Below are 26,683 nucleotides of genomic sequence, written 5' to 3'. Positions count from 1 at the left end.
TTCGCCCTCGTCCTCGCCCTCTTCGTCGTACTCGTCGTCCTCTTCGTCGTACTCGTCGACGGGCTCTTCCTCTTCTTCGTCCTCGTCGTACTCGTCCTCAGCGGACGGCTCTTCGTCCTCGTCGTACTCGTCCTCAGCGGCTTCCTCGTCGACGTCTTCTTCCTCGGCGCCCTCGTCCGCCTCACTCTCGACCCGCGAGTCGTGGATCTCGCCGCGCCAGCCGTCGACGTCGTCGGGGTGCAGGATGACGTTCGTCATCACGTGGCGCTGGAAGTGCTTCAGCTCGACGCGTGCCCGACGTCCCTGGGCACGCCAGATGTTTCCGACCCGCTCGAACAAGCCCTGCGGGTAGTACTCGAGTACGACGAGCACACGCGTCAGGTTCGGTGCCAGCTCGTGGAAGGTGACGGTCCCGTTGACATGGCCCTTCTCACCCTGCGAATGCCAGACGATCTTCTCGTCCGGAACCTGCTCCATGATGGTCGCTTCCCAGGTCCGGTGCGACCACAGGATCTTCGCCTTGAAGTCGAGTTTCTCGTCGGTCTTCTGCTCGACCCGCTCGACCTTCTTCATGAAGCCGGAGAAGTCCTGGAACTGCGTCCACTGGTTGTACACGACATCGATCGGTACACCGACGTCGATCGACTCGATGATCGTCGTCGCCTTGAGCGGGTTCTCCTTGCCGCCGGATCCACCGGATCCGCCGGATCCACCGCCCAGCATCTCTGACGCCTTGTCCTTGGCTCCCATGAATCCGCCCTTCAACGCGCCGAGCAGCGGTGAACCTCCCTTGGCCGCCGCCTTTCCACCCTCGGCCATCGCCTTACCAGTGACACCGCCGCCGGCCGCCATGTCGATCAGCCGATCGGTGAGGCTGGAGATCTTGTCGGTCGCAGCCTCGGTCGTGCGCTCCGCGGCAGCCGAGAGCGCGTCCTGAAGCTCGCCCTTCAACCGGTCGACCGGGAGCTCGTCGAGGATCGACCGGAAGCCGTTCTGTTCCTCGCCGCGCGATCGTTCGGCCATCGCCGATCACCCCCGCTTCCGAGCCGACGAGCCGGCCGTCGACCTGCTCGCGCTCTTCTTGGCCGCGGATTTCTTGGCGGCGGTCTTCTTCGCCGCGGTCTTCTTCGCCGGAGACGTACTCTTCTTCGCCGTCGCCTTCTTCGCGGCCGTCTTCTTCGCCGGAGGCGCACTCTTCTTCGCCGCGGTCTTCTTCGCCGGAGACGTGCTGTTGCCGGCGGTCTTCTTCGCCGGAGACGTGCTCTTGCTGGCGGTCTTCTTCGCCGGAGACGTGCTCTTGCCGGCCGTCTTCTTCGCCGGGGCCGACTTCCGCGCGCTCGATCCCGAGTCATTGTTGCTCTCGGCCCGCGCGGCCGTCCGCTTGCCGGTACGGCGTGACCCGTCGCCGGCCGAACTGCGACTCGACCGCCCATCGGACGAACTACGGCCGGATCCCTCGTCGTCCGAGCGTCCGCTCGATCGCCCATCGGACGAACCACGGCTCGATCCCTCGTCGTCCGAGCGTCCGCTCGATCGATCGTCGGACGAGCGCCGGCTCGACCGCTCGCTGGACGTGCTGCCGCCCGAGCGCTCGTCCGCCGCGCTCCGACGTGCTCCGCCGTCCGCGGAACCGCGGCGCCTCGCACCGCGGTCGGACCCGCGATCGTCACCGCCCCCGGCATCGTCCTCGTCGCGGCTCCGGCGATGCCCACGTGCGCCCTCAGCACGTCGGCCTGGCCTCCTGCGTCGCCTCGGCCGCTCCTCGTCCTCGGCCTCGTCATCGGCCGTGTCCCCGGCCTTGTCCTCGCCCTGCCGACCGCCCGTCGACAGCATGCGATCCGTACGGTCCCGGATGGAGTCGCTGACCCGGTTCAGGCGATTGCTCGCCGCCGCCACAGCTGCCTCCCGGCCTGCGGTGACGAGCTTGCCGCGCACCTGATCGGACAGCTTCGACAACTCGGGGTTCTGCTCGACCACCTCCGCCAACTGCTGCACGATGGCACGCGGATCGGTGGCGATCCGCTTACCGGCCAGCAGTCCGCCGACCGTGATCGCCAGCTTGAGTTTCTTGGTACGGCCGAGCAGGTAGCCGCTCGCGACGGCAGCCGCCACCTTGGCGGTGGTATTCATGGGTTCTCCCTACAGTGATACGCCCTCGGCGGTTTCTCGATGTGGCCTAAGGCAACGGTTGGATGGATTACTCCGTGAGCGCGACGATCCGGCGCATGATCGGAAGGCTCGGATAGTTCTCCTCACGCATCCTGCGCACCAGAAGCCGTACGTAGATCTCCACCTCGTCCGGCTGGAGCAGGGATTCGACCAGGTCCAGCATCGCCAGCGAGGGAAATCGTTGCTCCGCCACCTTGTCGAGCAACAGGTTCAGCATCAACTCCCGCGGCTCGGGCCGCGTGTGCGTTTCAGGCATCCTCACTCCCGGCGTATCAGTCGTCGCGGATGTCGCGACGTTCGTGGACGGACGTGTGCGTGGTCCGGCTCCGCTGGTTGGCGAACATCAGGACCACGGCGAGACCGATCGCCCCGGCGGCCATCAGCACGTACCCGACAACAGTCAGGTCCACGCCGCTGATCCGGTCCGACACACCGAACGACAGAATTCCGCCTACAGCCAGCAGGAATACGGACATACCGATTCCCATGGATCCTCCTAACGGCACGCCCCGTTCCGAATTTCGGATTAGGCCTGCGGTACCCAACACAAATTGCAACAAAACTGCTACGGGACCGCCTACTTTGCGCGCTGAAACGAATGCATTACGCGTCGGTTCAAATAAACGACTATTTCAATTGCTGGTTTCGGTCGCGCCCGGGCTACGCCTTGGGCTTCCTCGGTTTGCCGGCCCGTGGCTTGTCGTGCTTCGACTTCGGCGCACCTTTGCCATGCCCAGGAGAGACCTTGGACTTCGGTGCTCGCTTCGTCGCTCCGATCGCTGGGCTCGACCTGTGCTCCGGCCGAGACGTGACCGCCGGAGTGCTGGTCCGTGTCGGAGTCGGTGTCACCCGAGGCTTGACCTCAGGCGCAACGGACCTGCTCTGCGTCGGCCCTAGTTCCGTCGTCGCGGGCAGCTCTACACCTCGCGTATCCAACGCGATTCCAACAGCTACCACGGCCGCCAATACGAACGCGGCCACCGCACCCGCCAGCAGTGACTTCGACGTACGTCGACGTACTGGAGACAGCACGACGGTTGTGTCGAGGTCACCCGCTAGATGTGGAGGCTGCGCTCCCGCGGCGACTTGAGCTGCCGTAGGACGCCTGCTCGGATCCTTCTCGAGCATCCAGAAGATCAGGGCTTCGACTTCACTCGTGAGTTGAGGCCTGAGCCCACTCGGCGGCACCGGATCGGCGTGCACGTGCTGGTACATGATCGATGACGGCGAGTCACCCATGAACGGCGGATGACCTGCTACGAGCTGGTACAGCAAGCACCCCAACGCGTAGACATCCCCGGCAGGTTCAGCGGGTTCGCCCAACGCGCACTCGGGCGACAGATAGAGACTCGTCCCGACGATCTGGCCGTTGGACGTCATCGTTGTCGGGGCGTCGTCCAGAAATCGGACGATGCCGAAGTCGGCGAGCTTCACCGTCCCGTCGTCGGACAGGGCAAGGTTGCTCGCCTTGACATCGCGATGCACCATCCCCAGGGCGTGGGCGGCGGTCAGGCCGGCCGCGGCCTGCCGGACGACATCCAGCGCCCTCTCGGACGAGAACGGACCGTTGGTTCTGAGTTCGTCGGCGACGGACCCGCCCTGCACGAGTTCCATCGCGAGGAAGTACAGGTCCCCGTCACGGCCGAAGTCGTACGTCGCGACGACATGGGGACTCACAATCCGGGCCGATGCGCGCGCTTCCCGGAGGAACCGTTCAGGGCACGCGAGCGTCTCGTCGACCGGCCGCATCACCTTCACCGCCACCGACCGACCGAGTACGTCGTCTGTCGCCCGATACACCTCCCCCATCCCGCCCCGCCCGAGAACGTCATGCAGCCTGTACCGCCCCGCCACCAGTCGATCCTCTACATGCGCCACCGAAATTCAGTACCCGCACCGACACACGGCATGTATCAGATGGGCAGTTCACATCACCCGGTACGGCGCGGCCGCGTCGGGGCGCCACGCCAGGCCGTGCCCGGCTGCGTTGCTCGGGGTCACGGATCCGCCATGTGGATCCGCGGTGCCGTCGAACAGCATCTGCTCGATCCGGACATGGTCGTGAAACCACTCCAGGTGGCGCAGGTTCGGAACTGCGGCGAGGGCGGCGATGTGGAGGTGAGGTGCGCAGTGACCGGAGACGTCGAGCCCGTGTGCCGCAGCGACCGCTGCGGTCCGGAGCAGCTCGGTCACGCCACCGCAGCGCGTGACGTCGACCTGCAGGCAGTCCACCGCACCGGCTCGGCACATCCGTTCGAAATACGCGAGGTCGTACCCGTACTCGCCGGCCGTGACGTCGCAGCCCAGACGAGAACGGACGTACCGCAAACCGTCCAGGCTGTCGCTGGAGACCGGCTCCTCGAACCAGCGCACGCCGAACTCGTCAAGGTGCTGCCCGATCCTGACCGCCTGTCCCGGCGTGTAGGCACCGTTCGCGTCGACGTACAACTCCGCGGACGATCCGATCACGCGGCGCGCTTGCCGAACGCGCTCGAGATCGCGTCCGCGCTTCGTTCCGCCGCTCTCGCCGATCTTGATCTTCACCCGCGGTATCCGTTGATCGAAGACCCACCCGTTGAGCTGGTCGTTCAACTCACGTTCGTCGTACGTCGTGAATCCCCCACTGCCGTACACCGGAACCCGCTCGTGGACGCGACCCAGCAGCCGGTGCAATGGCATGTCGAGAATGCGCGCCTTCAGATCCCAGAGCGCGCAGTCCACCGCGGACAACGCCATACCCGCCACCCCCGGGCGGCCGATGTTGCGTATCGCCGTGACCATCGCCGACCAGGCGCCGGCAACGTCCATCGGATCGCGCTCGCGAAGCACCGGACGTAGATCCCGCTCGATCACGGTGCCGCAGGCAGCCGATCCGTACGTCCAGCCGGTCCCCGTTCGGCCGTCGGCACTGATCTGCACGAGCACCAGAGTCGTGCTGTCCCAGGCGAAGGTTCCATCGGCCTCCGGTGCGTCCGTCGGAATGGTGTACGCCGACACCGAAATGTCGCCGACACTCATGAGGAAGGCCTGTCCTTCGTACCGGGCAGAAACTCCTGGATCTTCGACTTCACACCTTCCTTGATGACGTCGGCGCGGTCGGAATCGCCCCGCACGACAGACTCGAGCGCCTTCTCGAGCTGATCCCAGGTGGCGTGCGGCGGAATCGGCGGTACGGCCGGATCGGTCAGGAACTCCAGCACGCACGGACGGTCGGCGGCCCACGCCCGGTCCCAGGCCGGACCGACCTCGTCAGGACCCTTGACCAGCACTCCCTCGAGATCCAGGCCGCGCGCGTAGCCCGCATACGGGAAGTCCGGCAACTCCTGTGACGGCAGGAACTGCGGCGAACCGCCCATCGCCCGCAGCTCCCAGGTGACCTGGTTCAGGTCGTTGTTGTGCAGTACGGCGATGACCATCCGCGGATCGTCCCAGTCGCGCCAGTACTTCGCGATCGTGATCAACTCGTTGATGCCGTTCATCTGCATCGCACCGTCACCGACGAGGGCCACGCAAGGCCGGAACGGATTGCCGAACTTCGCACCGATCACGTACGGAACGCCAGGTCCCATGGTGGCCAGTGTCCCGGACAGCGAACCGCGCATGCTGCCGCGGAACCGCAGGTGCCGCGCATACCAGTTGGCGGCAGAGCCCGAATCCGCCGCGACGATCACGTCATCGGGCAGCCGGGGCGACAGCTCGTGGAAGACGAGTTCGGGGTTGATCGGATCGGCCGAGGTGTACGCGCGGCGCTGCATGACCTCCCACCAACGCTCGACCTTGGACTCGACGTCGTCGCGCCAGGATCGGTCGGAGCGCTCCCGGAGCAGCGGGAGAAGCCGGCGTAAGGTCTCGGCTGCGTCGCCGACGAGATTGACCTCGAACGGGTACCGCATTCCGATCAGTGTGGGATCGATGTCGATCTGCACCGCACGCGCCTGGTCGAAGGCCGGCAGGAACTGCGAGTACGGGAAATTCGACCCGACCACCAGCAACGTGTCGCAGCCCGTCATCAGTTCGTACGACGGCCTGGTGCCGAGCAGCCCGATCGATCCGGTCACCCACGGGAGCTCGTCCGACAAGACGTCCTTGCCGAGCAGTGCCTTTGCCACGCCCGCACCGAGGGCGTCCGCCACCGCTGTCACCTCGGCCGCCGCGTTTCGGGCGCCTTGCCCGACCAGGATCGCGACCTTCTCCCCTGCATTCAGTACCTCGGCTGCGCGCCGGAGATCGGCCTCGGACGGCACCGGTTTCGCCCAGCTCACGTCGAGGCTCGACGGCACCATCTTGAAGGCGTGCCCGGGAGCTGTGTACTCGAGCTCCTGGACATCGGCCGGGATGATGACAGCGGTCACCGTACGACGCGACGCGGCGATCCGGATCGCTCGATCGAGCACATTGGGCAGCTGCTCCGGAACCATGACCTGCTGGCAGTACTCCGACGCGACGTCCTTGTACAGCGTCAGCAGATCGATCTCCTGCTGGTAGCTGCCTCCCATCGCGGTGCGTGCGGTCTGCCCCACGATCGCGACGACCGGCACGTGGTCGAGCTTGGCGTCGTACAGACCGTTCAACAGGTGTACGGCGCCCGGACCGCTGGTCGCCGTACAGACGCCGACCTTGCCGGTGAACTTCGCGTAGCCGACTGCCTCGAAGGCCGCCATTTCCTCGTGGCGGGCCTGGATGAACCGCGGCTCGTTGCCGGCCCGTTGCCAGGCGGCGAGCAGTCCGTTGATGCCGTCGCCGGCGTACCCGAAAACATGGCTGATGCCCCACTGACGCAGTCGATCGAGGACCTCGTCGGCAACCGTGCGGGTCATGATTCCTCCTGTCGGTGGGCGATCGTGCGTTCTGGACAGCGGCCGAGCTCTTGCCGGGCGAGACCGGCGGCAAGCAGCTCCGCGAGGTGGACGGCGGACCGCCCGGTCGATCCCTGTTCGATCTGGGTACGGCAACTGAAACCGTCAGCCAGTACGACCGTCGTCAGGTCGGCCGCTCGCACCCGGGGCAGCAAGATCCGTTCACCGGCGGCCATGGAGATGTCGTAGTGCTCTTGTTCGAAGCCGAAGTTCCCGGCCAGTCCGCAACAGCCTGACTGAAGTTGCTCGGCCCGTACACCGGCGCGGCGCAGCACGTCCGCGTCGGCATCCGCCCCCATGACGGCGTGCTGATGGCAGTGTGTCTGAACGATCGCCGATGCGCTCATGGCCGGCGGTTGCCAGTCGGCCGCTCGCTGCTGGAGCAGTTCTGCCAAGGTGAAAGTCTGCTTGGACAACCTGCGGATGTCGTCGTCGTTGGGCAGCAGTTCGTAGGCGTCGGCGCGCAGGACCGCCGTACACGACGGCTCCAGTCCGACGATCGGGACACCTGCGCGCAACGGATCCCGCAAGACTTTGGCTGTCCGGCGCAGGAGGCGCCCGGCAACCCCGAGTTGACCCGTCGAGATCCAGGTCAGGCCGCAGCAGAGCGGCTTGTCCGGCACCTGGACCTCGAAGCCGGCAGCCTCCAGTACCTCCACCGCGGCTCGTCCGATCGCAGGGTGGAAGAAGTTGCTGAACGTGTCCGGCCAGATCATGACCGGCCCACGCGGTGCCCCCGCCTTCCGTTGCCGCGCTCGCCACCAGGCGGTGAACGGCTGCTCCGCAAACCGCGGGATGTCGCGCTGCAGCGCAACACCACCGAGACGTTTGATGCCGCTGGCGAGGACAGGCTGCTGGGACATTGCGTTGACCGCGCGTGGTGCTCTGCCGGCGAGTTGCGCCCAGAGGGGCAGCCAGCCCATCGAGTAGTGCGACCGCGGCCGCAGCCGATGGGCGTAGTGGTGGGACAGGAACTCGGCCTTGTACGTGGCGACATCGACGTTCACCGGACAGTCGACCTTGCAGCCCTTGCACGCCAGGCACAGATCCAGGGCATCCCGGACGGCCGTCGATCGCCAGCCGTCCGGGATGACGTCACCTCTGACCATCTCGAACAGCAACCGGGAGCGGCCGCGCGGTGAGTGTTCCTCTTCGCGCGTCACCATGTACGACGGGCACATCACCTGGCCGTCGCCTTCCGAGGTCGACTTGCGGCACTTGCCGACGCCGACACATCTCATCGCGGCCTTGGCGAACCGGCCGTCGTCCTTCGGGTACGAGAAGTGGGTGGAAAACGGAGCCGGCGCGAACGCCGTACCCAGCCGCAGGTGTGAGTCGAGCGGATTCGGATCCACCACCTTGCCCGGATTCATTCGATTGTCCGGATCGAAGATCGCCTTCAGTTGACCGAATGCGGCAACCAGTTCGGGCCCGAACATCACCTTCAGCAACTCACCGCGGGACTGCCCGTCACCGTGTTCGCCCGACAGCGAACCGCCGTACCTGACCACCAGCCGGGCCGCTCGCTCCATGAACTGCCGGTACTGCGCGATCCCATCAGCGGTACGGAGCTCGAACGGGATCCTGGTGTGGACACAGCCCTGCCCGAAGTGCCCGTACAGGGCGGTCTCGGAATCGTCGTAACCGAACTCGTTGAGCAGGTCACGCAAGTCCTGCAGATAGTCACCCAGGTCGGCCGGATCGACGGCCGAGTCCTCCCATCCTTCCCAGGTCTCGTGCTTCGCCGCCGGGTGCGCGGTAGCACCCAGACCGGCTTCTCGAACCTCGATCAACTCTGCCTCGCGGCCCGGGTCGTCGAGGTACTCCACCGCGGGGGCGTCTGGGCCGTCCTGCAGTTCCGCGATCAGCTTGTGAGCGGCATCGCGGGGCTCGTCCGCGTCGGCTCCGGCAAACTGCACCATCAACCAGCCGCGGCTCTCCGGCAGCTGGCTGATCGCCTTCCCCGCCAGGTGTTCGGCCTTCTCGAGCTGGATCAGTACGTCGTCCATGCCTTCCAACTGCCACGGGCGATGCGGGAGGATCCGCTTGACCGCCCGACCGGCGGACTGGATGTCGGGGTAGCCGAGCACCACCATCGTCTTGTGGCCCGGCACCTTCTCGAGGCTCAGCTCCGCGTGAAGGACGGTCACCAACGTGCCCTCACTGCCGACGAGCGCCTTGGCGAGGTCGAATCCCGCTTCGGGGAGGAGCGAGTCGAGGTTGTAGCCCGATACGCGCCGAGGAATCTTGGGATAACCCGTCCGGATGTCGGCCAGGTACTGGTCGCGCAGCTCGCGCATCGCCCGATAGATCTCTGCTCGGCGCCCGCCTGCGGCGACGATCCCGGCGTACTCGTCGTCAGCTGTAGGACCGACCCACAGACGTTCGCCGTCGTACGTCAGCACTTCCAGGCGGACAACGTTGTCGACGGTCTTGCCGTACGCCTGCGCGGTAGCCCCGCACGAGTTGTTGCCGACCATGCCGCCGATCGTGCAGCTCTGGTGCGTCGAAGGACGAGGACCGAACATGAGGCCGTCCTTGGCAAGTACACCGTTCAGATCATCGAGCGCGATCCCCGGCTCGACCACGCAGGTCGCCGCCTCGACATCCACGGACACGACGTGGTGGCAGTACTTCGACCAGTCGATCACCACGGCCGCGTTCGTCGCCTGTCCGGCCAGGCTCGTACCACCGCCGCGGGAAAGCACAGGTACGCCGAAGCGCCGGCACACCGCCACCACGTCCTCAACCGCGTCGACGGAATGCGGAACCACAACGCCGAGAGGGATCTGGCGGAAGTTCGACGAGTCACACGAATAGGCAGCCAGCGAACCCGTGTCGAAGCGCACCTCACCATCCACCGACTCCCGCAGGGCCGCCGCCAGCTCATCCGTCACCCCAGAGGTGATGCGAGTTTCACTGACCGAGTTCATGGACGCTCCTCTCCACCATTCGCCGGCACCCGCAGCAGGTGGTCGGAAACGCGCTTGGTTGCCGAAAATCAACTGTTGTCTTTCGGCAACAATTGGCGGAGTTCGGGTACAGTCGAGGGTGTGAGCGACGATGACGGCCAGGCAGTGAGCATCGAGACCGCGTCGTTGGCGATGGTCGAACTGACACTGCAAGCGTTGTCCGCATCCGGCCAGTTGTCGGTGCTGCAGGTCCGGGTGCTGCTCACGGTGGACCGGCACGAGCCGATGAATCTGAGCGACCTCGCGGCCGCACTCGAGCTCTCGAAGCCGTTCGCGAGCCGCCTGGTAACACGCCTGGTCGACGATGGCCTGCTCCTCAGGCGAACCCATCGCGAGGACCGCCGCCAACTCCGGCTGACCCTCTCGGCCCGCGGCCGCCGCGCGCTCGACCGCGTGCGCGGCGCCCGTCGAACCCGCATCAACGAAGTGCTGACTTCAATGCCAGCCGACGACCGTGCCGCCCTGGGCATCGGCATCGCCAGCTTCGCCGCAGCAGCTCAGCGACTCAACGAACCAGCCGCTGGGTACTCGGTCCCTGAGTCCTTGTAACACCGCAGCACCGTAAGTGTCGCTTCTGATGCATTGCGTTTCAGGGTGGGCACCAGAGCATCATGAAGGTCGTTGCCTTGTGCCTCGGATGTCTCCTGGCGGTGACCGGCTGCGAGTCGACCGCCGATCGCGTGCAGATCAACGCGCAGAGCCTGCAGAGTGACGCCACGGACGGCGCCGTCCTGGCCGGCGAGATCGTCGCCGGCCGCGCAGGTTCGACCTTCGCCCGCGCACACGCACAGGAGCTCCAGGACGACACCGCGCAGATCCAGAAGAACGTCTACGACCAGCGGCTCCCGCGGTACGACGACCTGCAGCAACTCGCCGACCAGATCGGTGCCGCACTCGGAGCGATCGCGATCCGGCCCGACGACGTCTCGGTCGCACAGGACGCCCGCGCGACGCTGCAGCGACTCGCTGCCGATGCGGCCCGGATGACGTCATGAAGCGGCTGCTCAGTGTTGCCCTCGGCATCATTGCGGCACTCGGCGGATTCGTCGACATCGGCGAACTCGTGTTCAACAGCCAGGCCGGCGCCCTCTTCGGCTACCGCACGCTCTGGGCGATCCTGGTCGGCGTCATCGTGAGCGTCGTGCTCGCGGAGCTGAGCGGCCGGGTCGCCATCGTCGCCCGCAAGGCGAACTTCGATCTGGTCCGGGACCGCTATCCACGATGGCTGTCCACGACAACATTGGTCGCCGGTCTCGCGGTCTGTCTGATCACGCTGTCCGCCGAACTCGGCGGCATCGGCCTGCTGCTGCACTACCTCCTCGGCTGGAACGAAGGCTTCTTCACCCTCGTCGGTCTGCTCATCATCGTCGCCTCCAGTCTGCTGCTGTCGTTCAGCATGATCGAGCGTGTCTTCGGCTACCTCGGTCTGGGGCTGGTCGTCTATCTGGTCGCCGCGATCCACCACGGGCCCGCCTGGCACGAGATCGGCCGCGGGCTCATCCCGAGCGGCGGCGGCCCGCAGTACTGGTACTTCGTCGTCGGCATGACGGCCGCGGCGATGATGCCGTACGAGATCTACTTCTACTCCTCCGGCGCGATCGAGGAGAAGTGGACGACCAAGGACCTGCCGGTGAACCGCGCCAACTCAGGTCTCGGCTTCCCGCTCGGCGGCCTGATCGCCGCCTCCCTGACCGTAGTCGCCGCGCAGCAACTGATGCCGCTGCAACTCACCCCGGACAGCCTCGCCACCGTGCTCCAGCAAGTCCTGCACGAGCTCGGGCCGATCGCCTTCTACGCGGCAGCGATCGGCGCGTTCGCCGCGATCGGTGGGGCGACCATCGACAGTGCGTTCTCCTGTGGCTACGCCCTCGCCCAGCACCAGAGGTGGACCTGGGGCGAGTCGAAGGGCATCCGCGGTGCGCCGCGCTGGTTCGCGACGATGCTCGCCGCGGCCGGGATCGGATTCGCGATCGTGCAGACCCGGGTCGACCCCCTGCAACTGACCGAGTACGCCGTGATCGCGTCGGCGGTCGCGATGCCGTTGTCGTTCTACCCGATCGTCCGCGCCTCCCAGGACCGCGAGGTCATGGGCGAGCATGCCAGCGGCATCGTCGCGAGACCCATGGCGTGGCTGTCGTACGCCGTCGTCTGCACCGTCGCAGTCGCCGGCCCGGTCCTGATGCTGGTAACCCACATGGGCGAGCTCAAATAGCGGACGGGCGCATCACGCCGGCGAGCACGCGCGGATGATTGCCACGTCCTCTTCGTCGATGTCCGCGGGGATCGTCCCGGCAGCTTGCTGTGCGCGCATCAGCGGTCCCAGCGGACCGTGGACGCTGGCCGTGACTTCGACGTCCACGAGGCCGGTACGCCGCAACCGCTCGATCGTCCGGTCGATCCCGATCAGCGACGAATGCACCACGAGTAGCGCTCCGCCGGGACGAAGATGAGCGACCGCCCCATCGCAGAGCGCGTCGAGCACGATGCGACCGTCGTACCCCGCCTCCCATGCCCGGCAGGCGCCGAAGGCCGGCACTCCGCGACGGGACGACGGCACGTACGGCGGGTTGCTGACGATCAGATCGAACCGCTCCCCCGCTACCGGCTCGAACGTCCTGCCACGAAGCGTCCGCACGTGCAGGCCGGCCCGGAACGCGTTGAGCCGGACCGTGAGCAGCGCACGCCGTGATACATCGGTGGCAGTCGCGGCCGCGCCGCAGTCCGCCGCCGTCAGCGCCAGCAAGCCACTGCCCGTGCAGACGTCGAGCACCCGCGACTGCGCATCCAGTGGCTCCTCCCGGATCGCCTCGGCGAGCATCCACGAGTCGGAGATCGGCGCGAAGACCCCGGGCAACGTCAGCAGTCTCATGCGGTGAACACCTCCGCGAGCCACGGCATGACCCGGTGAGGACCGAGCTTTCGAAGGTGATCCACCGGAGGGTTCTCGACCAGCGCTCGTACGTCGGCCAGCCCACCCGGCGCATGCGCCTCGGCGGCATCGATGAGTTCGTGCAGGCATCGGCGGGTGGGGCGGGCGACGCCGGTACGGAGGTCGAGAAGCTCGCCCCGGACTCCGTCCCGGAGCGCCGCCCAGCGGTTCTCCGCGATCCGCCAGGAGGGTGCCGGCGCCGGAAGTTCACCGAGGTGATGCAGCTCGGTCAGCCTGGTCGCGAGTGCGTGGACGAACCGCACGATCGCGCGCGTCCGATCCGTCGTCGCCTGTACGTCGAGGACGCGGAGCTCGAGCGTGCCGAAGCGGACATGCGGCCGGAGCTCCCACCACCACTCCGACGGGTCGTCGACGGCGCGCCCGCGAACCGCCCAGCACAGGTCGTCGGCGAACTGTTCCCACGAGGCAATGATCGGCGGCACGCCCTGGCGCGGGAGTTGGGCGGCGATCACCGGACGCACTGAGCACAAGCCGCTGTCGCGTCCGCCGACGAATGGCGCGGCGCCTGCAAGCGCGGCCAACTCCGGCAGGAGATCCCGCAACGCGTGATAGACCGCCAACGTGCAGTCGGCGTCGCCGAAGGCCAGGTGGACCTGCAGCGACGAGACCAGCTGCCGATGGAGCACCTCGCGGTACCGGTCCTCGAGGTCGACGGCTCGCGCCGTTGCCGACAACTCGACGGGACCGTCGACCAGTGGGTGAACCGGCGCAGCGACCACAGCCAAGCCCGAGCCGCAGCCGGCCGCCAACAGCGACCGGCAACTGCGCAGCTCCGCGACAGCGACGTCCGGATCCTTGTGCACCGAGGTCGCGATCTCCACCTGGCAGGCAGGTAATTCCTGCTTGATCCGCACGTCGTCCACGAGAGCCAGCACCTCGGACGCCGACGCGGGCAGCCAGCTCCGGCGATCCACCAGCAGCAGTTCCTCCTCCAGCCCGACCGTCCCGGCGGCCGTGCCGGCAAACACCGACCGCAGATACTCGGCCCTCGCCACGGTGTCCTTCATGTCCGCCTCCGGGTTCCCGCCCACCGCCCCCACCGGTGCCCACCGCACTCCCGAACAGAACCCAAACTCCACCACCGCGTCCGGACCAGATCAGCACCCACCATCGGTGGTCGGGTACCTCATCTGCAGAGAGTCTGTCTGCAGAAGCCATCGGTCCGGTGGCTGGCGAGGGGCACCAGTGACGACTGGCTGGCACAAGTACGGCGTACAACTAGCGGTGCACTCAGCGTTGGCTGCAGCGTTCGCAGGCCTCGTCAGCTGGCTTCTGGCCATGCGGATCTGGCCGGCAGCGGCCATCTGGGCAGTGCCCACGCTCGGACTGATGACCCGTGTCGCCGTGCTCATCCGCCTCCGCCGGATGGGCTGGTATGCCGCTGATGAGTCCGATCGACCCTCGTCTGCGGTAGTCAACCGCGAGATGTCAAAGGTCTTCCTGGTGCAGCTCGTCGGATGGCTCATGGTGGCCGCATATTCCGCCGCGACCGGCGTGTGGCTCGGACTCGGGGTGTCGCTCGCCTTGGCCTACATCAGCCTGGCCGTCGTTCGACTGCTACGCCGGTCTGCACGCCGTCCTGGGCAGACGCACGGGAGTGAGGGTCGGTAATGCACCGACTTGAATGAACTGGTCTAGCCGTCTGGTAGGGGTTGAACGTCAGGCACATCACCGGTTCTGGTGCCGACGTCACGGATGGTGGGGAACTCGCTGTCTCTCAGATGGACTCGATGGCCTCGATGATCGTTTTGGTGACTGCGGCGGGTTGCGAAACCATGACGGCATGTGAGGAGGCGATGGTACCGAGGACGGCGCCGGCTCGGTTCGCCATCCAGTGCTGACCGGCCGGTGGTATCGCGTTGTCCTGCTCGGCGACCAGGGCCCAGCATGGCTTGTCGTGCCAGACCGGTCGTGCACCGGCGACGCCGGTGAGTGCGCTCACGGAGAGAGGCCGCTGCATGAACGCCATCAGCCGGCTGCGGTCGTCGGGAAGGTCGGCAGCGAACACCTCGGCGAAGTGTGGCACCGCGATGTAGAGGTCGGTGTCGACTCCACCCGGGAGGCCCGGGTTGCTGAACGGTCGCTCGATCAGGGTGTCGGCGCCCAGCCGGCCGCCCGGGAACTGAGCCGGGTCGAGGACGGTGGCGATGCTCTCGCCCTCGTCGAGAATATAGGCAGCGACGAAGACGAATGCCGCGACGTTGTCGGCACCGCGGGCAGCCTCGCCGATGACTGCACCGCCGTACGAGTGGCCGACCAGGATCACAGGTCCGTCGATGGTCGCGACGACGCTGCGGACGTAGTCGGCGTCCGCGGCCAGGCCCCGGAGCTGGTTCGGGATGGCGATGACCGGTACGCCGGCGGCGTCCAGTGCGGAGATCGTCTCCGACCAGCCGCTGGAGTCGGCAAAGGCGCCGTGGACGAAGGCAATGGTCGTTCTGCTTGTCATCGAGGTCTCCTTGGAGGTCGTCGGGGCTCGGTCACCGTTCGGTACGAAACTGTTCCGGCGCCCGTCGCCGAGCGCTTCAGCACGATGACGCAACGCGCGACTGACCGCCGGCTCGGTCGAGGTGGACGGAACCCCAACCGGTGGCTCATGCTCGGACCATGACTGCGGCCGACGAGGTACCGCTGTTCGGCCGTGACGACGTACTCCGTCGACTGCTTGACAGTCTGGACGACGTTGAGAACGGAGGGTTCGCGGTCGGGCTCAACGGCGAGCCTGGGGTGGGTAAGAGTGCGCTGCTGGCCCGCGTCATGGAGCATGCGGCGGCCGCAGGATTCGCGGTCCTGAGTGCGAGCGGCAGCGAGTCCGAGTCGCATCTGCCCTACGCCGGCCTGCACCAACTGCTTCGGCCGGTCCTTGCGCACGTCAACCTGCTACCAGCTCAGCAACGTCAATCGTTGCTCGCTTGCTTCGGTATGGTCGAGAACACCGACGCCAACCGTTTCTTCACCTCACTTGCGGTCCTGGAACTCCTGGCCGAGTCGGCCAGTGAGGCACCACTTCTCGTGTGCCTCGACGACCTGCACTGGATGGACCAGCCCTCCGTCGCCGCGCTGGCGTTCGTTGCCCGCCGCATCGCGACCGAGCGGGTGGTGCTGTTGTCCACGTCGCGGCGACCTGACCCGCAGCTCCTCGGCGACGACCAGGCCGTCACCTGGATCGAGCTGCGGGGGCTTCCGGACGAGGCTGCGCACGCACTGCTGCGGTCTCGTGCCCCTGACCTCAGCCCTGGCTTGCATGATCGCGTGATCGCACAGGCGGGCGGCAACCCGCTCGCACTTGTCGAGTTCGCCAAAGCATTGAGCACCAGTACGTACGGCTGGAGCGAGCTGGACGATGCGCTTCCGATGACCGCACGCCTGGAGCGGGCATTCGCGGCGCGGGCCGATGAACTCGAGCCGGCCGCCCGCGCGATCGTCGATGTAGCGGCCCTCGACGACGGCGACGACTTCGACCAGGTCCTCGCCGCCGCGGCCATCTTGTCCGGCGCCGTCGTGGACCGGCAGGACGCGCAGCCCGCGGTCGAACTAGGGCTGCTGACGATCGCGGGCGCGACGTACACCATCACCCATCCGCTGATCGGTTCGGCGCTGCGACAGGCGATGTCGCACGAACGGCGTGAGCAGGGACATGGCGCTCTGGCAACCGTCCTCTCCGTCGAACCGGAACGCGCGGTCTGGCACCGGGCAGGCTCGGTGCCTGGACCCGACGAGCCTGTCGCGGCCGAGCTCGAGCTGGCAGCTTCCGAGGCCCGCCGGCGCGGTGCGCATGCCACCGCACTGTCCTGGCTCGAGCGGGCGGCGGCACTGAGCCCGGATCCGCTCGACCAGGCTGCTCGTCTACTCAGCGCCGCTGAGGTGGGGTACGAACTCGGCAGGTTCGCGCAGGTGGAGAAGATCAAGCACCAGGTCACCCGGATGACGCTGCGGCCCAGGGACCGCTCACGGCTCACTTGGTTGACGGGAGCGTTTCACGACGGTGCCACCAGCGAGCCCGCGGCTGTCAGCCACCTGGTAGACCTTGCGCGGTACGCCACTGGCGAGGCGGACATCGACCTGGCGATGCAGCTACTGTTCGGGGCGGCCCGGAGGGTCTGGTGGCGGGACCCCGGTGAGGCGGTTCGGCGAGAGATCGTCCGTGCCGCACGCGAGGTTCCGCTGCCTGCCGAGGACCCTAGGGTGCTGGCTGTGCTCGGCCTGGCGGAGTCACTCGAGTTGAGCGCACCGGTCATCGAGCAGCTGAACCGATCCGCGGCAAATGGTGGCGGACACGCCGACACGGCGGCGTTGCTGGGTATCGCGGCCTTCTGCGCAGGCGACTTCGTGCGGGCGGAGTCGTCGCTCTCGACGGCCATCCGCGACCTGCGCGCCGAAGGCCGGCTGAGCCTGCTCGCCGAGGCGCTCAGCATCCGTGCGTGGGCGGAGATCAACCTCGGCGTCTTCGACCCGGCCCGGTCGGCGGACGAGGGCATGCGCCTGTCCGACGAGACCGGTCAGCGTGTGTGGGCCGGGACCGCACGCATTGCGTTGGCGCTGATCGACGCGGTCGGCGGGAACTGGGATCCGCATCATGGGCTGCTCGCTCAGGCCGAGCAGACCGCGCTCCAGCTTCCGAATGCGAGCTCGTCGCTGCTGGCGGGGGCGCAGCTTGTCCGCGGGCTCGGCGAGCTTGGTGCGGACAGACCCGAGCAGGCGTATGGCGAGCTCCTTCGCGTGTTCGAACCTACCGACCCCGCGTGTCAACGGGTCCAGCAGGTCTGGACAATCAGTTACCTCGCCGAAGCCGCCATCCGGACTGGCCGTCGAGACGCCGCTAGAGACCTGGTCGGCTCGGTCGAGGAGCAGGCGCACGGCTCCTCCGCGGTCGGTACGACGATCGCACTCGAGTACTCGCGGGCCGTGCTGGCCGACGACGCGACAGCCGAGGACCTGTTCCAGCGTGCGCTCGCCGGGCCCGCCCGCCGGTACCCGTGGCACCAGGCGCGGATTCAGCATGCGTACGGGTCGTGGCTGCGCCGCCAGCGCCGCGTGACCGAGTCCCGTGATCCGCTCCGGGCCGCTCGGACGGCATTCGGCGCACTCGGTGCCAAGCCGTGGGCACTCCGGGCCGACCAGGAGCTGCGGGCGACCGGTGAGCGCGGCTGGCGACCGACCGACAACGCCCGTGCGCAACTGTCACCCCAGGAGGTCCAGATCGCCGAGCTGGTCGCTCAAGGCCTGTCCAACCGGGAGATCGGCCAACGGCTCTTCCTCTCACACCGGACGATCGGCTCCCACCTCTACAGGATCTTCCCGAAGCTCGGCGTGACCAGCCGCCAGCAACTCGCAGGCGTCCTGGCCGGCGGCTCAACTGTGCTGAAGCAGACTCAGTCATCCGACTGAAGCCTGCTGGAGCCCGGTCGTCCTAGTCTCCGAAGACGCTCTGGTGCGCCGAGCACCCGAGACCGATCAAGGAGGCGACTGTGGGAACACCAGTGCTGTTCGTTCACGGGCTGTGGCTGCACGCAAGTTCGTGGGAGCCGTGGCTGGCACGGTTCCGGGACGAGGGTTATGAGCCGCAGGCGCCGAACTGGCCCGGTGACGGCGAGACGGTGGAGTCCTCGCGACGAGCCCCGGAGGCGATCGGCGACCACGGCATCGACGACGTCGTGGCCCACTTCGCCGCGATCATCGACGAGCTTCCCGAACCGCCGATCCTTGTCGGGCACTCGTTCGGCGGGATGATCGCCCAGAAGCTCCTCGGCCAGAACCGCGCGAAGGCCGCCGTCGCGATCGACGCCGCCCAGATCAAGGGCGTCCTCCCTGTCCCTCTGTCGGCGCTGCGCGCCACCCTGCCGGTGTTCAAGAACCCCGCGAACAAGCACCGAGCCGTCTCGCTGACCGCCGACCAGTTCCGCTTCGCCTTCGGCAACGCCGTCTCCCAGGAGGAGTCCGACCAACTGTTCGAGCGCTGGACCATCCCGGCACCCGGCAAGCCACTGTTCGAGGCGGCGTCGGCAAACTTCAACCCGCACTCCCCCGCCAAGGTCGACACCGACAACCAGACCCGTGGACCGCTCCTGCTGATCGCCAGCGGGAAAGACCACACCGTCCCCGAGTCGGTGACGCTCGCGACACTCAAGCAGTACCGGCATTCCGACGCCATCACGGACCTGACGACCTTTCCGGACCGCGGTCACTCGTTGACGATCGACTCCGGGTGGCCCGAGGTCGCCGAGACCTGCCTGACCTGGCTGCGGAAGCAGTCGCTGTGAAGCTCGACCTCGCAGGCCGGACCGCAGTCGTAACGGGCGCGAGCAAGGGCATCGGCTTGGCTGTGACTCGCGCTCTGGTCGCCGAAGGCGCGCAGGTAGCTGCAGGGGCTCTCAACGGTTCGGAAGAACTGACAGCCCTGGCCGAAGCCGGTGTCGCCACGGTGCTCGGCGACCTCACCACCATGCCGGGCTGCCAGGCACTCGTGGACCTGGCCGTCGACCGCTTCGGCGGCGTCGACCTGCTCATCAACAACGTCGGCGGGGTGCGACCGCGCACAGACGGTTTCCTCGAGGTCACCGACGCCGACTGGCAATGGGCGCTGGAGGTGAATCTGTTCTCCGCCGTCCGCGCGACCCGCGCAGCGCTGCCGCACCTGATCGAAGCAGCACCGTCGGCCATCGTGACGATCTGCTCGGTCAACGCCACCCTGCCCGACCCGGGAGTGATCGACTACAGCGCAGCCAAGTCGGCCCTGCGCAGCTTCAGCAAGTCTCTCTCCAAGGAGGTAGGACCCTTGGGCGTCAGGGTGAACACCGTCAGTCCAGGACCGGTCGAGACAGCACTCTGGCTCGGCCCCGGCGGGGTGGCCGACACGCTCAGCCGAGCCCAAGGCGTCGACCCTGCCGCCGTCCGCGACGCCGCCGTTGCCGGCACACCCACTCGACGGTTCACCCGACCCGACGAGGTCGCCCAGATCGTGCTGCTCCTCGCCTCCGGCACGGTCAGCAACCTCACCGGAAGCGACGTCCTGATCGACGGCGGCATGGTCAGCACCTTCTGACCGGTACCGGTCTGCCGCCGTCACCACAAAGAGTGCCGCTTAGGCTGGTTCAATCCACCAGACGTGGTCCTGCATGCCCAGCCAGACACAGCCAGCGACCGGATACCCGCACCCACGTCTGCGTCATCGGCATCCGGAACGACTCCGTACCTCGCCCCGCGTCGACGCGATCTGTCACCAGACACCGCAGTACAGCGGCATCACCGACCACTACCACTTCGGCGCCGCTCAGCGATTGGGCGCTCCAGGCCAACTTCCCGCCCGTGTTCGACGAAACGTAGCGCTCGCGATCGAACTCCTCACCCCGATGCGAGGTCCAGTGAAAGTCCGCGTGCAGAAGTCGGCGCAGTCGCCCGCCGTCCCTGCTCGCCAGCGCATCCGCACGGTCCCGCGCAGCAGCCAAGACCTGTTCCTCGATTTCTCCCATGACGCCATCGTGGCAGCAACCTTCAGAAGGACGTGGAGCCGACGAGTTGGCCGACGCCGAAGGTGACTGCCATGGCGAGGGCGCCGCCCAGTACGAGCCTCAGGATGGCCGGCCAGCGGCGGGCCTCGCCCAGTTGGGCGCTCAGAGCGCCGGTTCCGGCCAGCGCCAGCAGGACGACGATGAAGGTGACAGGGACGCGAGTCCCCGGTCCGGGAAGAATGATCGCGATCAAGGGCAGCAGTGCACCGACCGTGAACGCGAGCGCGGACGCACCGGCGGCATGCCAGGGGTTGGTCAACTCATCGGGGTGGATCCCGAGCTCTGCTTCAGCGTGCGCAGCCAGCGCGTCGCGTTCGGTGAGCTCGCTCGCGACCAGCCTCGCCGTCTCCGGACGCAGGCCCCTACGCTCATAAAGGGAAGCCAGCTCGGCCAACTCACTGACCGGTGACGCGGCCAACTCGGTTCGCTCCTTGGCCAGCAAGGCTCGCTCGGTGTCACGTTGGCTGCTGACCGAGACGTACTCCCCCAGGGCCATCGACACCGCGCCGGCCGTCAGACCTGCAACGCCCGCGGTCACGATGGCCGCCGTGGACGTAGTCGCGCCGGCCACACCCACCACAAGGCCTGCTGTCGAGACGATGCCGTCATTGGCGCCGAGCACGCCGGCACGCAACCAGTTCAGGCGTCCGGCCAGTCCCCCGCGGTGCGGTTCACCGGGGTGTGCGGGCACCTCCGCCGGGTGCGACATCAGCCTGCGATGTACGGCGCGGAGCTGACTTTGCCGTCCCAGCTGGCTTTCGCGCCCGAGTCGCCGATCCTGTACATGTCGTACACAGCCGCACCCGCCTCGGACGGGGCCTCGGCGGCGGTCGCGACCGAGATGACGTGCATCGGTAGCCCGTTCAACGTGTTCACTTCGCGCTCCTCGACTCCGTTGGTGCCTCCCATCGTTTCGAGGCCGGCGTGGCAGGCACAGGGTCGAACGGCACGTTCAGCCGGTCATTGGTCCTGCCAGGGTCCGTCGTACGGCGGCGCTTCCGGTCGTCTCGACGTCGACGGCGGCCGGCCACCGTGCGTGGGCAGTACCCCACGGGCGCTCGGCGCCCGCCATGGTTCAACAGCCCGACCCACGCCGAGGCCGACGTAGCGTCAGGGGCCGGCGAGTTCACGATCGGGGGTACGACGGGCGACCAACCACTGCGCGTTCACCTGGTCGCCGTCCCCCGTGAACGCCAATCGCACCGGCGCTCCGGAGTCCTTGAGCCCGAAGGTGCCCACAGTGCCACCGCCGGGCTCGGACCTGGTCACGTTCGAAGGGTACGGACCGATCGTCACGCTCGGGGGCGAGCACTGGTCGTACGGGCACAACGGCGGGTCCAGCATCGGCGGCGTGATCGAGTTCGTGTTCTACCCCGACAGCGGCTACGTCACTGTGTTCATGTCCAACCACGACATGGACAGCCTTCGCGGCATCCCCGGCCTGGCCCGAAAACTCATCATCACCTCCTAGCAGCCGTACCGCAGTGTGCCTTCGAGTTGTGCGGTGAGGCCGGCACGATCGATCTGGATCCAGTACTCCGCGATGCGTCCATCCGCGACCCGATACACCGCGCTGGTGAGCTGGGTCAGCCGTTCCCCGGTCGGTGGCCGGCCATCGACGACTCCGCGATGCCGACCGCGCTGGATCCAGCGGGCGTACACGCGATCACCTTCGGCGAGGATGTCCTCGATCTCGATCTCGAACGCCCCGAACAGGCCCTTCATCTCCTCGACGTGTTCGGCGTAATCGCGGGGCGAACGCTCCAGCGTCACGGGGTTCTCGGCCTGCACCTGGTGAGCCAGAACCTTCTGCGCAAGAAAGCGTTCGGCGTACTCCGGGTGTTGTCCGGAGCGGACCTGCAGCAAAAACGCCCGCACGAGTTCCTTGGCGATCACTTGCGCCTCCGCGCGACTGGTTGGGGAACGCTCCGGCGAGTGGTGATGTCGTCGGAACGTCAGATCAGACGGGAAATTCTCAGACTCCGGCGGCGCGGGTAGATCGCGCCTCGACCACTTACCAATCGTTAGCTCGGCGTATTCGCACGGGTACGCACTTGCCTGTGAGCTATCAGCTCGTTCGCACGGCGCCGGTCCTCGAATCTTGTCGTTGCACTCACCAATCGTTAGCTTGGACGCATGACTCAGCGGCCCACGCGTCCCCGTCCGCGGCCCGGCAGCCGGCATCCTGCTCGGGCCCGCTTGACCGATGGACACCTGGCGAACGTGTACAGCGCCGCGTGTCCGTCCCGTCAGGCGCTGGACCGTATCGCCGACAAGTGGACCGTGCTGATCATCGGCGCACTCGAGCGCGGGCCGCTGCGGTTCGGCCAACTGCGGGACGCGATCGACGGGATCAGCGAGAAGATGCTGACCCAGACCCTGCGCAGCCTGGAGCGCGACGGTCTCGTCGCCCGTCAGGACCACGGCACCACGCCCCCGCAGGTGGACTATCGCCTGACCGCGCTGGGCACGACGCTGGCCGCACCCGTCGCCGCGGTCCGCGCATGGGCAGAGCGCTACATCGTCGAGGTCGAGGACGCGCGCACCGCGCACGATCTGGGACAAGGCTGAGGCACTACGCGTCATCACGAACGCTCTCCTGCCTGCTCCTCGAAGCGCACTGCCGTCATCACAGCGGGACTCCGAGCTCGTACGGCGCGAACGCGACCTGACACTCCCACCCTAGGAGCCCACGACCGGACGACGAATGCTTTTCCGTCCAGCCTTCCGCACTGATCGTCTGTCGGAGTTCGACCGGCGTTCCTCGTCGACGTATCCGCACAGGATCTTGCGGAGCCGCGAACTCGCGTCTATATTCCGGAGAAATCAACAGATCCTGTTGACGGTGTGTCGCTGCCGGCCGCTCGGTCCGCCACCCACACCACGGTCACAAGATCTCCCTTGAGAGGCGTCGCGGTCGCGCCGCCAGGGCGCCTGCCGGCGCCTTGAAGGGAGAGTTCTCGTGTCGCTCCACGCCTCGGCCGACTCGGTCGAAGAACAGACTGCCGACATGGGCAGTACGTCGTTCACGACGAAGGTTGTCTACGGCAACTCGGCCTCGCTGATGGTCGCTACCCGCCCGGCCGGCTACCACTCGGCGCCGCACGTCCACGACTGCGAGCAGCTGAACTGGCTGCAGGACGGCGAACTGTGGGTGTTCGTGGACGAAGCCGCCTACCACCTGCGGGCTGGCGACTTCATCCGCATTCCCGCCGGGGATGTGCACTGGTCGTGGAACAAGGGCGATGCTCCGTGCACGCTGATCGAGGTGCACAGCCCCGGGCTGCACGCCGACCCGCTGGTGAAGAAGTTCGCGGTGAGCCTGCACCGCGACGGCGAGGTCCCGGACTTCCTCGGTTCGCCGGTCAACACGTTCCTCCCCGAGGACGACTCGTTCGACCCGTCCATCGCCGAACGTCAGGCGGAGTAGCGCCATGGACGCGAGTACGGCCACGGGACGCGGGTCGCGGTACGCATGGGTCATCGTCGCGGTCCTCTGGCTCACCTTGCTGGTGTCGTACTTCGACCGGGTGGCGATCGCCGCCGCGCTGCCGTTCATGTCGCGCGAACTCGGCCTGTCCCCGTCCGTCGTCGGGGTCGTCACCGGAGCACTGTTCCTCAGCTACACTGCGGTCCAGGTCCCGGCGGGGTACCTGTCGGACCGGATCGGGCAACGCCGGGTCATCGCGGCCGCGATCGCCTGGTGGACGATCTTCAGTTTCCTGACCGGTGTGGTCGCGGACAGCCTGATCGCACTCGTCGCCGTCCGGTTCCTGATGGGTGCTGGCGAGGGCTTCCACCCGCCGCCACTGTGGCGAACCCTGTCCAACTGGTTCCGTCCGGCGGGCGGTCCAAGCCGTTGGCGCTGATGCTGACGGCGCTCACCCTGGGGCCCGCGCTGGCTCCCGTGGTGGCGCTGCCCATCATCTCCTCGCTCGGCTGGCGCTGGGTCTTCTACCTGACGGCGATTCCGGGCGCGCTGACCGTGCTCCTCGTGTTCCTGATGCTCCGGGACTCACCGCTGAAGAAGAACCTCCGAACGGAGGCGCCGCCCGCCAGCCGTCCTGCCCAGAAGCGGAACTGGCTCGTGCCGCACATCTGGCTGACGTTCGCTGCGTTCTTCTTTTTCGGTTTCGTGCTGTACGGCCTGATGAGCTGGCTACCCACCTACCTGATCAAGTACCGCGGACTCACTCTCACGCACGCCGGGGTGTTCTCGAGTTCGCCGTACCTGGCCGGGACCGCCGGACTGGTGATCGGCGCGTTCGTCTGCCAGCGCTACTTCAACCACGTACGCCGGCGGTTCATCGCGGCGACGTACCTGCTGACCGCCGTATCCATCGCGCTGACCGTCATGGCTCCCACAATGAACCTCGCCGGTCTCGCGCTCACCCTGTCGGGCTTCTTCCTGTTCGCCGGGCTGGGTCCGTTCTGGTCGGTCCCGATGGACATCGTGCAACCGCACGAAGTCGGCATGTGGCTCGGGTTCATCAACATGGGCACGCAGATCTCCGGCTTCCTCGGACCGATCCTGATCGGCTGGATGGTCCAGACCACGGGCTCCTTCACGATCGTGTTCCTGGCGATGATCTGCTCCCTGGTGCTCGCCGCGGGCTGTCTGACGATGGCCCGAGCGAAGCCGGCGACATCGGCTGTGATGCCTGCCTCGGTGCCGACATGAGTACCGCAAGGCCGGTAGTTCTCCCCGCGACGGCGCGGTGGCAGTCTGGCTTGATGGACATCGAGCACCACCTGATCGTCGTCGGCTACGCCAAGGTCCCCGCGACGTCCGCATCCCGCGCCGCGCACGAGTATCTGGCCGTCAGCCTCCGGATCGATCGCAGGACCGGCCGCGTCGTCCAGGTCGACTCGACCGCGGTGACCGGTCTCGTCCGTGACTGGATCGCCGAACTGCTGCTCGACCGGGACCTCGCCGCGGACATCCAACCGATCGTCGAGCAGATCGACCGGTGCTACCTGGGACACGGCGCAGGCCCGATCAAACAGGCGATCGTCGACGCCTGCCGCCGCTACGCCACTCATCGCAAGGAGGACGCATCGTGATCGGCGACCAGGCGACCTACGAGATCCATCGGCTGAACTTCGGCTCCGTCACGATCGACGAGTCCATGCGATTGCGCGGCATCGCGCCCGGCCACGTCATCGACGTACCCGCCCAGGGTTTCCTCGTCGTCGGCGGTCCGGGTCCGGTCCTCGTCGACGCCGGCTACCGCGACACCGCCGTCCTGGGCGCGGGTGGATCCGTCGGACCGGGACAGACCTTCGAGGAGCAGCTCGCCGCCCACGAGGTGACACCTGGCGATCTGAGCTGCGTGATCATGACGCACCTGCATCGCGATCACGCAGGGCATCTCGACAAGGTGCCCATGCACGTGCCGGTTGTGGTCAACCGCACTGAACTCGGCGCTGCCTGCACGGGGATCCAAGGTCGCGCCTATGCCCTCGACGACCTGCACCACCTCTTGGACAGGGTCTACACACCCGGCGCCATCCAATTTCTCGACCTGGAACAGTCAGGGCCCCAGGAAGTCCTGCCGGGCATCGTCTGCCACCTGTCCGGCGGGCATACCCCCGGTTCGATCGGCATCGTCGTACCGACCTCCGAAGGGGAGGCGTATCTGTGCGGCGACCTCTTCTACGATGTCGAAGGCGCCTTGCACAGTCAGCCCAGCGGGACCTTCACGGCCGGAGTGCAGCCATCGGCCCTGGTCCCGACGGACCCGGCGCTCAGCAACAACTTCACGACCTCTGTCGTGCAGGAGATCGGAGCCGTCAAGCGGGCGCTGAAATACCGGTTCATCCTCCCAGCTCATGACGACCCGGGCGTACTGGACTCCGGTCGCTACACCGGCCGGATCGAAGGTTCGACCGTGCCCGGCCCGATCACGCCGGTCGAAGCAACCCGATGAGCCCGATCTCCATGCGGGCCGTACCCGACCGATTGGAAGACGAGGACCCGCGGCCGCTTCCCCGTTTCCCACATCCGGCCGGTGCGTACGCCGAGTACGTCGCCGCGTCTCGGCCGCTCGTCGCCAAACCGGCCGACCTCGACCACCTCCAGGCGGCAGGACTGCCCCTCGCGGGCCGCACGGCCTGGCAAGCTCTGGTGGACACCGGCAAGGTCCAGCCCGGGATCGGGACGGCGAGCGCGGCCGGCCATGCGACCGGCAAGATCATCCTCGCAGTAGCGGCCTGACCGCGTCCCGG

Annotated in this window: 29 protein-coding genes and 1 pseudogene; 14 read left to right on the top strand and 16 right to left on the bottom strand. The window is 67.2% G+C overall.

The genetic code is table 11. The features are described from left to right. From EV651_RS10830 to EV651_RS10795, 8 genes are all read right to left on the bottom strand, one after another. On the bottom strand, positions 1 to 1,023 hold a 1,023-nt coding region (locus EV651_RS10830; protein ID WP_133785297.1), incomplete at its 3' end, for an SRPBCC family protein. A 6-nt stretch (positions 1,024 to 1,029) separates the two neighbouring features. Then, the gene (locus tag EV651_RS41325; protein ID WP_166658573.1) at positions 1,030 to 2,130 is read right to left on the bottom strand and encodes a hypothetical protein; all 1,101 of its coding nucleotides are present in this window, start codon (positions 2,128 to 2,130) and stop codon (positions 1,030 to 1,032) included. Between the two features lie 67 nt (positions 2,131 to 2,197). Continuing rightward, positions 2,198 to 2,425: a hypothetical protein gene (locus tag EV651_RS10820; RefSeq protein WP_133784747.1), complete on the bottom strand. Its 228-nt coding sequence runs from the start codon at positions 2,423 to 2,425 to the stop codon at positions 2,198 to 2,200. Between the two features lie 16 nt (positions 2,426 to 2,441). Further along, positions 2,442 to 2,645, bottom strand: a complete 204-nt coding sequence (locus EV651_RS10815) for a DUF6458 family protein (protein WP_238156804.1) — start codon at positions 2,643 to 2,645, stop codon at positions 2,442 to 2,444. Between the two features lie 184 nt (positions 2,646 to 2,829). After that, positions 2,830 to 4,023 carry a serine/threonine-protein kinase gene (locus tag EV651_RS10810; RefSeq protein ID WP_133784743.1) on the bottom strand — a complete coding sequence of 398 codons (1,194 nt, stop codon included), beginning with the start codon at positions 4,021 to 4,023 and terminating at the stop codon, positions 2,830 to 2,832. 72 nt (positions 4,024 to 4,095) lie between these two features. Beyond that, positions 4,096 to 5,187, bottom strand: coding sequence for an enolase C-terminal domain-like protein (locus tag EV651_RS10805; protein WP_133784741.1), 1,092 nt, complete (start codon positions 5,185 to 5,187; stop codon positions 4,096 to 4,098). After that, positions 5,184 to 6,986, bottom strand: coding sequence for a thiamine pyrophosphate-requiring protein (locus EV651_RS10800; RefSeq protein ID WP_133784739.1), 1,803 nt, complete (start codon positions 6,984 to 6,986; stop codon positions 5,184 to 5,186). Before EV651_RS10800 ends, EV651_RS10805 begins: the two co-directional genes overlap by 4 nt. Then, positions 6,983 to 9,958, bottom strand: coding sequence for an FAD-binding and (Fe-S)-binding domain-containing protein (locus EV651_RS10795; protein ID WP_133784737.1), 2,976 nt, complete (start codon positions 9,956 to 9,958; stop codon positions 6,983 to 6,985). The genes EV651_RS10800 and EV651_RS10795 overlap by 4 nt, the downstream gene beginning before the upstream one ends. A gap of 120 nt (positions 9,959 to 10,078) precedes the next feature. On the opposite strand from EV651_RS10795, the gene EV651_RS10790 reads away from it, so the two are divergent. From EV651_RS10790 to EV651_RS10780, 3 genes are all read left to right on the top strand, one after another. Continuing rightward, complete coding sequence (locus EV651_RS10790) at positions 10,079 to 10,546, top strand: MarR family transcriptional regulator (protein WP_133784735.1); 468 nt, start codon at positions 10,079 to 10,081, stop codon at positions 10,544 to 10,546. 62 nt (positions 10,547 to 10,608) lie between these two features. Beyond that, on the top strand, positions 10,609 to 10,992 hold the full coding sequence (locus tag EV651_RS10785) for a hypothetical protein (RefSeq protein WP_133784733.1): 384 nt from the start codon (positions 10,609 to 10,611) through the stop codon (positions 10,990 to 10,992). Then, positions 10,989 to 12,209: an NRAMP family divalent metal transporter gene (locus tag EV651_RS10780; RefSeq protein ID WP_133784731.1), complete on the top strand. Its 1,221-nt coding sequence runs from the start codon at positions 10,989 to 10,991 to the stop codon at positions 12,207 to 12,209. The genes EV651_RS10785 and EV651_RS10780 overlap by 4 nt, the downstream gene beginning before the upstream one ends. Positions 12,210 to 12,221: 12 nt before the next feature. Here EV651_RS10780 and EV651_RS10775 read toward each other — a convergent pair whose 3' ends face one another. After that, complete coding sequence (locus tag EV651_RS10775) at positions 12,222 to 12,866, bottom strand: HemK2/MTQ2 family protein methyltransferase (RefSeq protein ID WP_133784729.1); 645 nt, start codon at positions 12,864 to 12,866, stop codon at positions 12,222 to 12,224. Next, positions 12,863 to 13,954, bottom strand: a complete 1,092-nt coding sequence (locus tag EV651_RS10770; protein ID WP_133784727.1) for a YbdK family carboxylate-amine ligase — start codon at positions 13,952 to 13,954, stop codon at positions 12,863 to 12,865. The genes EV651_RS10775 and EV651_RS10770 overlap by 4 nt, the downstream gene beginning before the upstream one ends. 178 nt (positions 13,955 to 14,132) lie before the next feature. Between EV651_RS10770 and EV651_RS10765 the strand changes: the two genes are divergently transcribed. Beyond that, positions 14,133 to 14,558 carry a hypothetical protein gene (locus EV651_RS10765; RefSeq protein WP_133784725.1) on the top strand — a complete coding sequence of 142 codons (426 nt, stop codon included), beginning with the start codon at positions 14,133 to 14,135 and terminating at the stop codon, positions 14,556 to 14,558. 106 nt (positions 14,559 to 14,664) lie between these two features. Here EV651_RS10765 and EV651_RS10760 read toward each other — a convergent pair whose 3' ends face one another. After that, complete coding sequence (locus EV651_RS10760) at positions 14,665 to 15,396, bottom strand: alpha/beta fold hydrolase (RefSeq protein ID WP_133784723.1); 732 nt, start codon at positions 15,394 to 15,396, stop codon at positions 14,665 to 14,667. A gap of 158 nt (positions 15,397 to 15,554) precedes the next feature. On the opposite strand from EV651_RS10760, the gene EV651_RS10755 reads away from it, so the two are divergent. The 3 genes from EV651_RS10755 to EV651_RS10745 all read left to right on the top strand — a co-directional run bounded on the left by EV651_RS10755 (position 15,555) and on the right by EV651_RS10745 (position 19,989). Continuing rightward, positions 15,555 to 18,335 (top strand): AAA family ATPase, encoded by a 2,781-nt coding sequence (locus EV651_RS10755; protein ID WP_133784721.1) that lies wholly within the window; start codon positions 15,555 to 15,557, stop codon positions 18,333 to 18,335. Positions 18,336 to 18,415: 80 nt separating this feature from the next. After that, the gene (locus EV651_RS10750) at positions 18,416 to 19,207 is read left to right on the top strand and encodes an alpha/beta hydrolase (protein ID WP_133784719.1); all 792 of its coding nucleotides are present in this window, start codon (positions 18,416 to 18,418) and stop codon (positions 19,205 to 19,207) included. After that, positions 19,204 to 19,989 (top strand): SDR family NAD(P)-dependent oxidoreductase, encoded by a 786-nt coding sequence (locus tag EV651_RS10745; protein WP_133784717.1) that lies wholly within the window; start codon positions 19,204 to 19,206, stop codon positions 19,987 to 19,989. Before EV651_RS10750 ends, EV651_RS10745 begins: the two co-directional genes overlap by 4 nt. A 49-nt stretch (positions 19,990 to 20,038) precedes the next feature. Here the strand turns inward: EV651_RS10745 and EV651_RS10740 are convergent, their stop codons facing one another. From EV651_RS10740 to EV651_RS42930, 4 genes are all read right to left on the bottom strand, one after another. After that, entirely contained in the window at positions 20,039 to 20,416 is a 378-nt protein-coding gene (locus EV651_RS10740; protein ID WP_133784715.1) for a nuclear transport factor 2 family protein, read from the bottom strand. Positions 20,417 to 20,438: 22 nt separating this feature from the next. Continuing rightward, positions 20,439 to 21,164, bottom strand: coding sequence for a VIT family protein (locus tag EV651_RS10735; RefSeq protein WP_133784713.1), 726 nt, complete (start codon positions 21,162 to 21,164; stop codon positions 20,439 to 20,441). Then, positions 21,164 to 21,331, bottom strand: coding sequence for a hypothetical protein (locus EV651_RS41320; RefSeq protein WP_166658564.1), 168 nt, complete (start codon positions 21,329 to 21,331; stop codon positions 21,164 to 21,166). The genes EV651_RS10735 and EV651_RS41320 overlap by 1 nt, the downstream gene beginning before the upstream one ends. Positions 21,332 to 21,565: 234 nt before the next feature. Then, complete coding sequence (locus EV651_RS42930) at positions 21,566 to 21,694, bottom strand: hypothetical protein (RefSeq protein ID WP_255512161.1); 129 nt, start codon at positions 21,692 to 21,694, stop codon at positions 21,566 to 21,568. Between the two features lies 1 nt (position 21,695). On the opposite strand from EV651_RS42930, the gene EV651_RS10730 reads away from it, so the two are divergent. After that, complete coding sequence (locus EV651_RS10730; RefSeq protein ID WP_133784711.1) at positions 21,696 to 21,926, top strand: hypothetical protein; 231 nt, start codon at positions 21,696 to 21,698, stop codon at positions 21,924 to 21,926. Here the strand turns inward: EV651_RS10730 and EV651_RS41840 are convergent. Continuing rightward, complete coding sequence (locus EV651_RS41840; RefSeq protein WP_202870268.1) at positions 21,923 to 22,351, bottom strand: ester cyclase; 429 nt, start codon at positions 22,349 to 22,351, stop codon at positions 21,923 to 21,925. The genes EV651_RS10730 and EV651_RS41840 overlap by 4 nt on opposite strands. 240 nt (positions 22,352 to 22,591) lie before the next feature. Between EV651_RS41840 and EV651_RS10720 the strand changes: the two genes are divergently transcribed. The 6 genes and pseudogenes from EV651_RS10720 (at position 22,592) to EV651_RS41835 (ending at position 26,672) form a co-directional block, all read left to right on the top strand. Further along, positions 22,592 to 23,026, top strand: coding sequence for a helix-turn-helix domain-containing protein (locus tag EV651_RS10720; RefSeq protein ID WP_133784707.1), 435 nt, complete (start codon positions 22,592 to 22,594; stop codon positions 23,024 to 23,026). Positions 23,027 to 23,417: 391 nt separating this feature from the next. Continuing rightward, on the top strand, positions 23,418 to 23,885 hold the full coding sequence (locus EV651_RS10715; RefSeq protein WP_133784705.1) for a cupin domain-containing protein: 468 nt from the start codon (positions 23,418 to 23,420) through the stop codon (positions 23,883 to 23,885). A gap of 4 nt (positions 23,886 to 23,889) precedes the next feature. Continuing rightward, positions 23,890 to 25,136, top strand: a pseudogene (locus tag EV651_RS10705) (MFS transporter). 53 nt (positions 25,137 to 25,189) lie between these two features. Further along, positions 25,190 to 25,519: a DUF3870 domain-containing protein gene (locus tag EV651_RS10700; protein ID WP_166658572.1), complete on the top strand. Its 330-nt coding sequence runs from the start codon at positions 25,190 to 25,192 to the stop codon at positions 25,517 to 25,519. After that, positions 25,516 to 26,385 carry an MBL fold metallo-hydrolase gene (locus EV651_RS10695; RefSeq protein WP_133784695.1) on the top strand — a complete coding sequence of 290 codons (870 nt, stop codon included), beginning with the start codon at positions 25,516 to 25,518 and terminating at the stop codon, positions 26,383 to 26,385. The genes EV651_RS10700 and EV651_RS10695 overlap by 4 nt, the downstream gene beginning before the upstream one ends. Then, entirely contained in the window at positions 26,382 to 26,672 is a 291-nt protein-coding gene (locus EV651_RS41835) for a hypothetical protein (protein ID WP_202870267.1), read from the top strand. Before EV651_RS10695 ends, EV651_RS41835 begins: the two co-directional genes overlap by 4 nt. The last annotated feature ends 11 nt before the right edge of the window (positions 26,673 to 26,683 follow it).

It is taken from the genome of Kribbella sp. VKM Ac-2571, from assembly GCF_004362255.1.
Taxonomy (GTDB): domain Bacteria; phylum Actinomycetota; class Actinomycetes; order Propionibacteriales; family Kribbellaceae; genus Kribbella; species Kribbella pratensis.
The sequence above is the reverse complement of the archived record's forward strand: the minus strand, read 5'-3'. Positions and strand labels throughout refer to the sequence as shown.